The sequence below is a fragment of the Pantoea sp. PGP6 genome, from assembly GCF_053474785.1.
In genome coordinates this window covers 3,386,382-3,398,411 of record NZ_JBQBMA010000001.1, presented here as the reverse complement: position 1 = coordinate 3,398,411, position 12,030 = coordinate 3,386,382, and the positions used below count along the sequence as shown (strand labels likewise).

Annotated in this window: 15 protein-coding genes; 12 read left to right on the top strand and 3 right to left on the bottom strand. The window is 57.5% G+C overall.

The genetic code is table 11. The features are described 5' to 3' along the window. From ACLIBF_RS16600 to ACLIBF_RS16585, 4 genes are all read left to right on the top strand, one after another. A complete protein-coding gene (locus ACLIBF_RS16600) occupies positions 1-153 on the top strand; it encodes a hypothetical protein (protein ID WP_162836820.1) in 153 nt (50 codons plus the stop codon). A 206-nt stretch (positions 154-359) separates the two neighbouring features. Next, positions 360-611 (top strand): anti-adapter protein IraP, encoded by a 252-nt coding sequence (gene iraP, locus ACLIBF_RS16595; protein WP_069727918.1) that lies wholly within the window; start codon positions 360-362, stop codon positions 609-611. A gap of 115 nt (positions 612-726) precedes the next feature. Beyond that, positions 727-1,029 carry a PsiF family protein gene (locus ACLIBF_RS16590; protein WP_159223825.1) on the top strand — a complete coding sequence of 101 codons (303 nt, stop codon included), beginning with the start codon at positions 727-729 and terminating at the stop codon, positions 1,027-1,029. A gap of 204 nt (positions 1,030-1,233) precedes the next feature. Then, positions 1,234-2,760 (top strand): FAD-dependent oxidoreductase, encoded by a 1,527-nt coding sequence (locus ACLIBF_RS16585; RefSeq protein WP_316552019.1) that lies wholly within the window; start codon positions 1,234-1,236, stop codon positions 2,758-2,760. Between the two features lie 80 nt (positions 2,761-2,840). On the opposite strand, the gene proC is transcribed toward ACLIBF_RS16585, so the two are convergent. Then, on the bottom strand, positions 2,841-3,653 hold the full coding sequence (gene proC, locus ACLIBF_RS16580) for a pyrroline-5-carboxylate reductase (RefSeq protein ID WP_031377592.1): 813 nt from the start codon (positions 3,651-3,653) through the stop codon (positions 2,841-2,843). A gap of 168 nt (positions 3,654-3,821) precedes the next feature. On the opposite strand from proC, the gene ACLIBF_RS16575 reads away from it, so the two are divergent. Next, a complete protein-coding gene (locus tag ACLIBF_RS16575; protein WP_031377593.1) occupies positions 3,822-4,271 on the top strand; it encodes a YaiI/YqxD family protein in 450 nt (149 codons plus the stop codon). A gap of 2 nt (positions 4,272-4,273) precedes the next feature. On the opposite strand, the gene ACLIBF_RS16570 is transcribed toward ACLIBF_RS16575, so the two are convergent. Beyond that, entirely contained in the window at positions 4,274-4,948 is a 675-nt protein-coding gene (locus ACLIBF_RS16570) for a DUF2076 domain-containing protein (protein WP_279809573.1), read from the bottom strand. Positions 4,949-5,230: 282 nt separating this feature from the next. Between ACLIBF_RS16570 and aroL the strand changes: the two genes are divergently transcribed. The 7 genes from aroL to ppnP all read left to right on the top strand — a co-directional run bounded on the left by aroL (position 5,231) and on the right by ppnP (position 10,930). Further along, on the top strand, positions 5,231-5,755 hold the full coding sequence (aroL, locus tag ACLIBF_RS16565; RefSeq protein WP_279809572.1) for a shikimate kinase AroL: 525 nt from the start codon (positions 5,231-5,233) through the stop codon (positions 5,753-5,755). Between the two features lie 111 nt (positions 5,756-5,866). Continuing rightward, a complete protein-coding gene (locus ACLIBF_RS16560) occupies positions 5,867-6,058 on the top strand; it encodes a YaiA family protein (protein WP_031377596.1) in 192 nt (63 codons plus the stop codon). Between the two features lie 273 nt (positions 6,059-6,331). Then, a complete protein-coding gene (locus tag ACLIBF_RS16555) occupies positions 6,332-7,084 on the top strand; it encodes an IclR family transcriptional regulator (RefSeq protein WP_279809571.1) in 753 nt (250 codons plus the stop codon). A 276-nt stretch (positions 7,085-7,360) separates the two neighbouring features. After that, the gene (locus tag ACLIBF_RS16550; protein ID WP_069727922.1) at positions 7,361-8,920 is read left to right on the top strand and encodes an OPT/YSL family transporter; all 1,560 of its coding nucleotides are present in this window, start codon (positions 7,361-7,363) and stop codon (positions 8,918-8,920) included. Positions 8,921-8,933: 13 nt separating this feature from the next. Then, positions 8,934-9,866, top strand: coding sequence for a DUF1177 domain-containing protein (locus tag ACLIBF_RS16545; RefSeq protein WP_031377599.1), 933 nt, complete (start codon positions 8,934-8,936; stop codon positions 9,864-9,866). A 1-nt stretch (position 9,867) separates the two neighbouring features. Continuing rightward, a complete protein-coding gene (locus tag ACLIBF_RS16540; RefSeq protein WP_069727924.1) occupies positions 9,868-10,545 on the top strand; it encodes an AroM family protein in 678 nt (225 codons plus the stop codon). 94 nt (positions 10,546-10,639) lie between these two features. Further along, positions 10,640-10,930 carry a pyrimidine/purine nucleoside phosphorylase gene (gene ppnP / locus ACLIBF_RS16535; protein WP_031377601.1) on the top strand — a complete coding sequence of 97 codons (291 nt, stop codon included), beginning with the start codon at positions 10,640-10,642 and terminating at the stop codon, positions 10,928-10,930. Between the two features lie 45 nt (positions 10,931-10,975). Here the strand turns inward: ppnP and rdgC are convergent, their stop codons facing one another. Then, entirely contained in the window at positions 10,976-11,887 is a 912-nt protein-coding gene (gene rdgC / locus ACLIBF_RS16530; protein WP_031377602.1) for a recombination-associated protein RdgC, read from the bottom strand. Positions 11,888-12,030: the final 143 nt, after the last annotated feature.

Sequence of the window (12,030 nt, the reverse complement as noted above, 5' to 3'; positions counted from 1 at the left end):
ATGGTACGACTGATTAAGCTGACTGCCGTTGTGGCATTGGTTACCGCGCTGAGCGGATGTATTTTCCCTCCTCCGGGCGGCGGCGGCGGTTGGGGTGGACATGGCGGCGGACATGGTGGCGGGCCGGGTCGCGGCTTTGTCGATCCTCGTTAACGCTTAACGGGCGGTTTCAGGCGGGCGAAACGTTACGCGGCGGCACTTTTCGCTGGCAAAACGTTTCGCCTGCATCAACAGCCCGCATCGGTACAGGCGCACGCCACGCGCCATAGGTTAACTGCCTGACAAAAGAGGGATTGCCCTCTGTTTTTTTTATTTCACCAGTGCTAATTTCTGCTTTTCTTCTCTGCTGAGATCACAGCATGAAAAACCTGATAGCTGAACTACTGGTTAAACTGGCTGAAAAAGAAGAGGCGTCAAAAGAACAGGTCGCACAGATTGAGGCGCTGGAAATCGTGGTCACCGCGCTGGTGCGTAAGCTGGATCCGCAACAGCACCAGGCCATTACCTCCAGCATTGAAACGGCAATGGACAATGCGGCCGACGCCAGTGATGAAAACGCCGTGCTGCTGCGTAATTACATCGACCGGCTGCTCAGGCACCCGCGTGTCTGACCGTGCGCAGCGCGGGCCTGATTTGCGATCCTGGCAGCAGTTCCGCCTGAAATTCCCCCGCTTTGCTTAATCACTGCCAGAATCAGAATGGCTAACACACAATGGAGAAGATACGATGAAAATCGGTTTAACGGCGATGATGATGGCAGGGCTGCTGGTCAGCGGTATAGCCACCGCGGCGGATAAAACGCCGCAGCAGGAGAAGATGTCGATGTGTAATCAGCATGCCAGCTCACAAAACCTCAAAGGCGATGCCCGTAAAAGCTTTATGAGTGACTGTCTGAAGAAGGACAGCAAGCTGTCGGGCATGTCGCCTCAGCAGATGAAAATGAAAACCTGCAACAGCGAAGCCGGAAATAAACAGCTCGCGGGCGATGCCCGTAAAACCTTTATGAGTCAGTGCCTGAAAAAAAGCTGACGCCTGCCGGCCACCCGGGTGGCCGCCTTTTCCTTCCCGCCTCCGCTGTTTAAATTTCCTGATAAAACAGCCCGCTACCCGCCTCGTTAACATTCCGACATGAGCCGTGTGATTCCTTTGCCACACTTACTGTTTGTAGGGGTTTGCGCAGCAGCGGATATTTTGCTGCGCATCCGATAACCAGAACGCAAAAGGAGCCATGTCGTGAACTATCAATTTACCGTTGCCCTGAATGAGTTGCCGCAGCGTCAGCCGGTTAAAAAGAAGCTGGGTGAGGTGGAGGTATTGCTGATCCGGGACGGAGAGAGTGTGCGTGCTTACCAGGCGAAATGTCCCCATGCTGGCGCACCGCTTGAGCAGGGCGCTATCTGCGGCGATCGGCTGGTCTGCCCGTGGCATAAAGCGGCGTTTGATCTGGCGGATGGCAGAATGTGTGAACCACTGGCGCTGGCCGATCTGAAACAGTATCCACTGCGGATTGAAAACGGCAAGGTCCTGGTGAACCCTAAAGCGATGTCGCCTGCTGCGCCGATTGGCAGCGGGGCAAGTGCGCCGGTTTTCGTGGTGCTGGGCGGCGGGGCGGCCGGCAGTGCCGCGCTGTGGCGGCTGCGTCATGAGGGCTTTAAGGGCCGGCTGGTACTGGTCGAACGCGAGCAGGATGCCCCTTACGACCGTACGACGCTGACCAAATTTGTGCCCTCCGGCAAGATGGATATCAGCGAAGTGCCACAGCTGCTCAAAGAGGATGTGATGGATCACGTTGAGCGCATCACGGCCACCGTTACCCGGCTCGACAGCCAGCAGCAGCGGCTGATTTTCGATAACGGTGAGTCACTGTCGTTCGACAAATTATTGATCGCCAGCGGGGCGACGCCAGTGCTTCCTGACCTGCCAGGCAGCGATCTGGCCGGCGTACATCTGCTGCGCAGTAAAGATCAGACCGACGCATTACTGAAAGCGGTGGATGCCAGCCAGCAAATTGTGATCATCGGCAACAGCTTCATCGGCACCGAAATGGCCTCGGCGCTGCGTAATCGTAACATTGACGTCACGGTGATTGCCCGCCAGCCGCTGCCGTTTGTGAAACAGTTCGGTGAACAGATTGGCCGCTATTTTTTGCAGCTACATCAGGAAAATGGCGTCAAATGGGTTCACGGCCAGATCGAGGCGTTGCAGGGCGACAAACATGTCACCGCGGTGCGGCTGAAAGGGGGACAACAACTGGCGGCTGATGTGGTGCTGTTTGCCACCGGGGTAAAACCGGCGACGCCGTTTATCCACGATTTACCGCTCGCCGGGGATGGCAGCCTGCAGGCGGATGCTCAGCTACGGGTGGCAGAAAACATCTGGGTTGCCGGTGATATCGCCACCTGGCCAGCCGCGCAGGGACCGTTGCGCATTGAGCACTACCGCGTGGCGCACCAGCAGGGACAGACGGCGGCCCGCAATATGCTGGATCAGGCGGTGCACTACGATCGTGTGCCGTTTTTCTGGACCACCCAATATGGCACGCGCTATGAATATCTGGGCCATGCCGCTGAATGGGATGAGTACCAGCTGCTTGGCTCGCCGGCCGATAAAACGTTTATCGCGTTTTATGGACAGCAGGGGCAACTGGCTGCGGTCTGCTCATGCGGCCTCTACACCCTGACTGCGGAACTGATCGAACGTATGCAGCAGCCGATGACGGTGGCGCAGGCGGTGGCGCTTTATCAGGCGCGGCAGAGCTAATCTGACTGGCACAAAACAACAGAGCAGGCGCTGGCCTGCTCTGTTTCTGTGGCGTTAACGGGCGGCCTTAACGTGTGGTTTTAACTGCGGCTTAGCTTTTCCGATTTCGCCATGCACTGCTGCATCGCTTCGATAACCGCCGAGCGCAGTCCTTTCTCTTCCAGCACTTTGACCGCTTCAATCGTGGTCCCGCCAGGCGAGCAGACCATATCTTTCAGCTCAGCCGGATGCTTACCGGTGGTCAGCACCATCTGTGCGGCGCCTTTCACCGCCTGAGCCGCAAACTGGTACGCCTGGGCACGCGGCATCCCGCCAGCCACGGCGGCATCGGCCATCGCTTCAATAAACATAAACACGTAGGCAGGGGCAGAACCGCTGACGCCGACCACCGAATGGATCAGATATTCTTCCACCACCGCAGCTTTGCCGAAGCTTTCAAAAATGGCCACCACCTCATCGGTTTCACTCTGCTCAACCAGCGCGTTAGGCGTGACAGACGTCATGCCTTCACTCACCAGCGACGGGGTATTTGGCATCGCCCGGATAATTTTGCGATCGTAACCCAGCACCGATGAGAGCGAATCCAGCGTCACTCCGGCAGCAATGGAGACCACCAGCGCCTCTTTTTTCAGGCTGCCGGTCAGATCCTTGAGAATTTTGAGGATGACGTTGGGTTTAACCGCGCCAAACAGGATATCGACCTCGCGTGCCAGCGCCTCTGCGCTCTCTGCGGCGTTAATGCCGTACTGCTCAGCCAGCGCCTGGTTGGTCTCGGGTTTACGATCGAAAACCGAGATATCAGACGGCGCGATGTTACCACTGCTGATCAGTCCGCCAATAATGGCCTTTGCCATGTTGCCACCGCCGATAAATCCAATTTTCTTTGCCAGCATCGCCGTCTCCTTAATCATTGTTCGCTGTTCTGAGCGGGTTAGCTTACTTCAGCCAGCCTGAATAACAAGTCAGCCGCGCTCAGGCCGGTCACCGCACTGCAAATAAAATTTGCCATTGCGCAGGAGTCCGGCAAGATCGGGGCCTGTCTCTGATAAGAAGGAATCCTGATGGCTATCTGGGTCGATGCTGACGCCTGTCCGAATGTGATCAAAGAGGTGCTGTACCGTGCTGCGGACCGCACGGCGACCACCGTCACCTTTGTCGCTAACCAGTTTCTGCGCGTGCCGTCTTCGCCTTATCTGCGTACGCTGCAGGTGCCGGCGGGGTTTGACGTGGCGGATAATGAAATTGTCCGACGGGCGCAGCCGGGCGATCTGGTGATCACGGCGGATATCCCGCTGGCGGCGGAGGTGATTGAAAAGGGGGCGGCGGCGCTTAATCCACGCGGCGAACGCTACTCACCGGCCACCATTCGTGAACGGCTGACGATGCGCGATTTTATGGATACCCTGCGGGCAAGTGGGGTGCAGACCGGCGGCCCCGCGGCGATGAATCCGCGTGACCGCCAGCAATTTGCTAACGAGCTGGACAGCTGGCTCAGGCAGCAGAAACGCTGAACTCAGACGAAGCTGTCGTCGTCGAAATCGTTGCCACCAAAATCGTTGAGATCGCTGTTGTCGGCGAAGCCGTTATCCCAGCCGGCGTTCTGATCGAGGAAACTGCTCTCATCACCGCCGTTAAAGGTGTTGAGGTTGTCATTCACCTCCGGCAGCGGTGGCTCGTTAATGATGTTTACAATCTCTTCCGGCTGGGAATGATGAAACATGCTGGTCAGCATATCCGCCATCACCACGCCGCCTGCGACGCCCACTGCGGTTTGCAGCGCACCGCCAAGGAAGCCCGTGCCGCGTGGGGCCGGGGCATTGGCATACTGCGGCGGCTGGGCTGGTTGCTGTGGCGCACTGTTCCACACCGGCTGCTGCTGCTGAGCAGGCGGCTGCTGGCGCGATCCGCTGCCAAATAAACCCGACAGAAATCCACCGCTGCTCTGCGCTGGCTGCTGTTGCTGTTGCGCCAGGCGGCTCTCCAGCTCGCTCACCCGCTCATTCAGTTTCTTCAGTGCGGCTTCCTGAATCAGAATCGCCTGCGCCATGTAATAGGGCGCGCCCGGCTGTGCCTGCAGGTGCTGGTTAATCAGTTGTTCGGCGGCGGCATCGCGTGCCGCAGTCTGGCTTTCAGCCTGTTTCAGACGGCTGAACAGCCCTTCAATCAGTTGTTGTTCTTCGCGTTGCATGATGACTCTCCTGTTGCGACTGTTATCAGTATATGGGGGCGGCAAGCTGCAAAGTAAAATTGGGGCGGTAAGCAAATGTTGCGACGGTAACCGGGTGCCCGCCATGCACAAAACGTGCATGGGTTTCACCTTGAAAATAAAAGAATTATCCGAAGTTGAGCGAGGGCGATGCGCAAATCATGCTTGATGGGTAGAGGCAAAAAAGATTTCCAGTTATCATGCGTCGCATTATTGAGCTAAACATGCAGCCGCAGCACGCGGCCAGGCGGAGGAACGGCCCTGATGTCTCTACCCATCTTTTTGATTGGCGCACGCGGTTGCGGCAAAACCACCGTCGGCAAAGCGTTGTCGCAGGCGTTGGGCTACGCCTTTTGCGATACCGATCACCACCTGCAACTGACAACGCAACGCAGCGTGGCGGAAATCGTTGCGGCTGAAGGCTGGGAAGGCTTCCGCGCCCGTGAAACCGAATCGCTGCAGGCGGTCACTGCGCCGTTGACGGTGATTGCGACCGGCGGCGGCATGGTGCTGGCGGAACACAACTGCCGCTTTATGCAGGAGCAGGGCCGCGTCATCTGGCTCAGCGCCTCGCCTGAAGTGCTGGCGAAGCGGCTGGAGAGCCAGCCGGAAACAGCACAGCGGCCAACGCTAACCGGACGCCCGATCGCTGACGAGATGGAAGAGGTGCTGCGTGAGCGCGCCCATTTATACCGCGCGGCGGCTCATCATCAGGTTAACGCCATGCAGTCGCCCGACGGCGTGGTCGATGAAATCCTGCATTCTCTGTCACTGGCGCGCGCCAGCTAACCCTCAGATTTTTCCCGCTTTGATCCCGCTTCGGGCGGGGTTGTCTATACTTACTGTCTGGCAGGCATCAGCCTGTCTCACAGAGAGTTATTCAGCCCGGAGGGAGACCGTATGCCGACAAGACCACCCTATCCACGCGAAGCGCGCATTGTGCCGGTTGAAAAGGGCACCGAAGCCAACAAAGTGACGTCGTACGAATTACGTGCTGACCATCCTAAACCGAATTCGTTAATCAGCGAGCATGAAACGGAAGAGGAAGCGCGCGACGCCAAACTGCGTTATGAAGACGTCGAAAAAGAGTAAAACGTTGCCGCTGGCAGGGACGCCAGCCTGTAAGCCCGCCGACCCGATCTTCAATTCTGTGCAAATTTTCTGCTGAACCCGGTTTTGCACTGTTTTCTGTCCTGCCCGATCTCTCCGTCACCAGATAAAGCCCCGCTAATCATTTATCTGCCCGTATTTTGTCCGTCTGCCAATCGACCGTGCTAAAAATTGTCACTTGACCGATTCAGCTCAACGCTTTATTTTCGACTTACCCGATTCAGGAACTCAGTTCCATATAGTGAAACTAGCAGCATGACCACACTCGAAAACGCCGCCGCGGTACTCAGATTGTTCCAGCATAAAGGCGTGACGCAGGGCCATGTCGGCCTGACGTTTAGCGAGGTGGTTGAGGCATTAACGCTGCCAAAGAGCACCGTTTCGCGTCTGCTTGCGACGATGGAGAGTCAGGGATTGCTGGAGCGGGATGCCGAAACGCGCGGCTATCACATTGGTCGCGTACTGCTGGCCGCCGCCGGGCATTATCTCTCGGCACCTCTGGTCGATAGCGTTTCCGCCGCGATGATCAGACTGGCTGAAAGCACCGGCTGCATGGGATACGTCTCTAAGCTGGCCGGACGCGAAATATTAGTTATGCGTATGTATCACGGTCGCCATTTTACCCAGATGGTGACACCGCCAGGCAGCCGGATGCCCGCTGCCGCAACCTCTACCGGCCGGGCGCTGTTAGCCCAGTTGAGCGATGAAGAGGTACAGGCGCGCTACCGTGATGACTGGCAGGTCGTTTCAGCTAATTCGCCGCAAACGCCCGACGCGCTGTGTGCCAGACTGGCTGAAGTGCGTCAGCACGGCTGGTCACTGGCACGCAATGAAACCTTGCCTGGCATCAGTTCGCTGTCAGTCATCGTGCACAACAAACATCATGGCGAAACGGTAGCGCTCTGCCTGTCGTTTCTGTCGCAGGAGACTGCGCCGGGCTACCCGCCAGCACTGCTTGACGCCTTACGCGCAACCGCCGCACAGATGGCTGAGAAGTTTGGCGCGTAACGTCACAACGATTTTATCGGCGTAATATTTCGCCACACCAGGGAAAAACAAAGGCCTTCGGGCCTTTTTCTTTTAATCTGACCGCCACTCTTTACGCAGCGCTTCGGTTGTCTGTGCGGGCCTCCCCACGTCTCAGGTGCGTCGCCGGGACGGTACGCACACGCGTCCTGCTGCCGCAACGATCAGCGTGTCAGATCAGTGAAATATAAAAACGACGTAAGCCAGCGGGCTGGCAAAACGTTATTTCATTTCGTCTGGGAAGGGAGAGGGGAATAGATGGAACGGGTAAATCCGATTAAGCACGTTGGCGTTGCGCTGGTTTTAATTTTTCTGTCGATTGCGGGTGCCATTATTGGTATTCAGTTGATCACCACCATTGGGGTGACGCCCAATACCTCAATTATCGGCGCGCTGTTTGCGATGTTACTGGCGCGCATTCCACTGCAGGCATTTCGCCGCTATCGCTCAATAGAGATTCAGAATCTGGCGCAGACCGCCATCTCCTCGGCTACTTTCGGTGCCGCTAACAGCTTGCTGATGCCAATTGCCGTCCCGTGGGCGCTGGGCGAGCCACAGCTGGTGCTGCCGCTGTTCTGTGGCGTCAGTGCCGCCATGCTGCTGGATGCCTGGCTGCTCTATCGGCTGTTTGATACCCGCGTCTTCCCGGCCAGCAACGCCTGGCCGCCGGGCGTCGCGGCCGCAGAAGCGATTAAGGCGGGCGATAGAGGCGGACGTCAGGCCTGGCTGCTGGTGATGGGCATTGTGGGCGGCATCGTCGGCGCGATGCTGAAGATTCCAATGTCCGCCTTTGGTACCGCGTTTATCGGCAACATCTGGGCGCTGTCGATGCTGGGCATTGGCTTCCTGCTGCGCGCCTATGCCCAGCCGGTGGCCGGCATTGATATTAACGCGCTCTATATTCCTCATGGCGTTATGGTCGGGGCCGGACTGGTGGCGCTGATTCAGGTGGTAATGGTGATCCGCAGCCGCAAAAATGACGCGCTGGTGGTCAGCCGTAACGGCAATGAAGTGCAGCGGGCGCTGGGACTGGGCAGTGCGGGCTATATCATTATTTCAGCGCTGCTGGCGCTGGCCGGCGGTTTGTGGAGTGAAATGGGGCTGGCCATGCTGCTGCTGTTTATTCTCTACGCCGCCTTTGCCGCCTTCGTTCACGAACTGATTGTCGGTATTGCCGCCATGCACTCTGGCTGGTTTCCGGCGTTTGCGGTGGCGCTGATCACCCTGATTATCGGTATTCTGATCGGCTTCCCGCCGCTGGCGCTTTGCCTGCTGTGCGGCTTTACCGCCGCGACCGGGCCAGCCTTTGCCGATATGGGTTACGACCTCAAGGCGGGCTTTATCCTGCGCGGTAACGGCGCGGATATGCAGCAGGAGCTGTGGGGCCGTCGTATTCAGCTGATCGCCGCAATGATCGCCTTTGTGGTCTCGATTCCGTTGGTCTGGTATGCCCACACGCTGTTCTTCACCGATAACCTGCTGCCGCCGGTCGCGCGGGTCTATGCCAAAACCATTCAGGCTGGCGCAGAGCCAGGCATCGCCGGCAACCTGCTGATCTGGGCCATCCCAGGCGCGATTATTCAGCTGATTGGTGGACCAAAACGCCAGCTGGGCGTGCTGTTAGCCACCGGTTTATTGATCAATAACGCCATGGCCGGTTGGGCGGTGGTGGTGGGTATTGCGCTGCGTATCGTGATCATTCGTGTCTGGGGTGAGCGCGGCCGATCGCCGATGGAAGTGATGGCGGCAGGCTTTATTGCTGGCGATGCCCTGTACAGCTTCTTTAATTCGTTGTTTGCCAGCAGCAGTAAGAAATAGCTAAGGATTAACCATGAGTTTACAGCAGACCTTACAGGTTTTTGAGTTACTGGATAGTGCTCTGATTGATGGGCAGCAGGTGGTGGATCTGTTCGCCGCGTATCCGCAGGTGGAAGCCAGTTTTACCCGGGTTACCGGCCCTAAAGGCCGTACCGATTTTATCCGCATCGATATTCCCGGCACCCAGGGCAAAGCCAGCGGCGGCGCTGCACCGACGCTGGGCATTATCGGGCGTCTTGGCGGTATTGGCGCGCGTCCAGGCCGTATCGGCATGGTGTCAGATGCGGACGGTGCCGTGGCGGCGATCGCCAGTGCGCTGAAGCTGGCCCAGATGCAGCTCAAAGGCGATCGCCTGAGCGGAGATGTGATTGTCACCACCCACATCTGCCCGGATGCACCAACCCGTCCGCATCAGCCGGTCGACTTTATGGATTCGCCAATTGACGATGTCACCATGAATGATAATGAGGTGATGGCGGGAGTGGATGCGATTCTGTCAATCGACACCACCAAAGGTAACCGTATCATCAACCACAAGGGCTTTGCGCTGTCGCCCACGGTGAAAGAGGGTTACATCCTGCGGGTGTCTGAGGATCTGCTGCGCATCATGGAGATGACTACCGGTCGTCCGGCCGTCACTTTTCCGATTACCACTCAGGACATCACCCCCTACGGCAACGGCATCTACCATCTGAACAGCATTCTGCAACCGTCGACCGCCACCGATGTGCCGGTGGTCGGGGTCGCGATCACTGCGGAATCGGTGGTACCGGGCTGCGGTACCGGAGCCAGTCATGAGGTGGATATCGCCGCCGCGGCAAAATTTGCGGTTGAAGTGGCGAAAGAGTTTGGTCGCGAGACCTGCCACTTTTATGACGCTGAAGAGTATGCGCGGCTGCTGGCGCTGTACGGCAGCCTGGGGCACTTGCGCCAGCGGAATCACTGATATGGCTAAATCTCTGGTCACCCTGACTATCGGTCAGTCACCGCGCAGCGATATTCTGCCACTGCTGCGCCAGCATCTGCCGGACGCCGTTACCGACCATGCTGGTTTGCTGGATGGATTAAGCGCGGCCGACATCGCGGTGCAGTATGCTCCGGCGGCGGGTGAGGCGGTCCTGGTTTCCCGGCTGCAGAGCGGTGAGCAGGTACGGCTGGCGGCACCAAAGGTGGAGCAGGGATTACAGCGCAAAATCAGCGCGCTGGAGCAGGCCGGTTACGACACCATTCTGCTGCTGTGTACCGGCGAGTTCGGTACTTTAAGTACCCGGCGCGCACTGCTGCTGGAGCCGGATCGTATTATCCCTCCGCTGATCCGCGCACTGGTGCAGCAGCAACGGGTGGGCATCGTGGTGCCGGTAGAGGAGCAGATCGTTGAACAGGCCGGTAAATGGCGGCAGTTACCATCGCCGCCCTGTTTCGCCGTCGCCAGCCCTTATCTGGCTGATGAGCAGACGTTCGCAGCAGCAGCCCGCACTTTGCAGGCTGCTGATGTCGGGCTGGTGGTGCTGGACTGTATTGGCTATCACCAGCAGCATCGGGCCGCGTTGCAGTCGCGGCTTGGCGTACCGGTACTGCTCTCTAACCAGCTGGTGGCCAGACTGGCGGCGGAACTGCTGGGCTGACGTGAGAGATCACAAACGACCATCATTTCGCGTGACAGATCAGCGAGTTCCCTTCTACACTGCCAGACACCTTAATGTGCTGTGAGGAAGTATTATGCTCAACATTAGTGAGTATTTTGACGGAAAAGTTAAATCCATTGGTTTTGACAGTGCGAGCACCGGCCGTGCCAGCGTGGGCGTGATGGCTGAAGGCGAATATACCTTTGGTACCGCTCAGCCGGAAGAGATGACCGTGGTAAGCGGGTCGCTGAAGGTGCTGCTGCCGGGTGAAACCGAGTGGCAATGGTTTGAAGCGGGTTCGGTGTTCAACGTGCCGGGCCACAGCGAATTTCATTTGCAGGTTGGCGAACCCAGCTCCTATCTCTGTCGCTACCTGAAAGGATAAAAAAATGGCCGCAATGCGGCCATTTTCTTTCAGGGCAGCACCGGCTTAACGCTGGGCTTCGCCGCCTAATGCTTCCACCAGGTTGCTGGTCAGCGCAGCCAGTTCGCTGGTCATCAGAATAAAGTCGGCGTCAAAACGCTGAGCAAAATCTTCACGATCAATATCGTCATTCTGGTCACGCAGCGTGTCGCTGAACTTCAGGCGTTTGACTGAACCGTCGTCGGCCAGCATAAACTGAATGCGCTCCTGCCAGTCCAGCGCCAGTTTGGTCACCAGCTTGCCCGCTTCGATGTGATTAGCGATCTCATCGCACACCAGATCCTGCTTCTTGCAGCGGATCACGCCGCCATCCTCCAGAATTGCTTTCAGCTCCGCCTCATCCATCAGGGCGAAACCGGCCGGCACGTCGCCGGAGCGTACCCATTCGGTCAGGGTCAGTTCAATCGGGCTTTCCAGCGTCAGCGGCACCACCGGCAGTGAGCCGAGGCTTTTGCGCAGCAGCGCCAGCGTATCTTCCGCTTTTTTGGCACTGGCGCAGTCAACCATAATCAGGTTGTTCACCGTGTCGATCCACAGGTAAGTCTGGCTGAAGCGGCTGAAGGCACGCGGCAGCAGGCTGTGCAGTACTTCATCTTTCAGCGAATCTTTTTCGGTCTTCTTCAGCTTGCGGCTCTGCTCCGCTTCCAGCTTGTCGATTTTCGCTTCCAGCGCCTGTTTCACTACCGGAGACGGCAGGATTTTCTCTTCTTTACGGGCGCAGATGACAATCTGGCCGTTGTTTTCATGCGTCAGTGCATCGCTGCGGTTGCCCATCGGCGGTACCCAGCCGGTTTTGCTCATATCCTGACTGCCACACGGCGAAAAAGTGAAGGCGTCGAGCTGTTTTTCCATCTCGTCTGCGGACAACGGAATGTCACGATTCAGACGATAAACCATCATATTTTTAAACCACAACATCGGGATTCCTTACCGTGGCGCGATCGGGCGCACAAGTCTAACAGAGTCAGCGCGCATGATAGCGAAACATCGGAGTGGTTTCATTGCCTTTCCGGCTGGCGCCTTCTACTGTATCTTCCACCTGAACGAATAATGAGGAATAA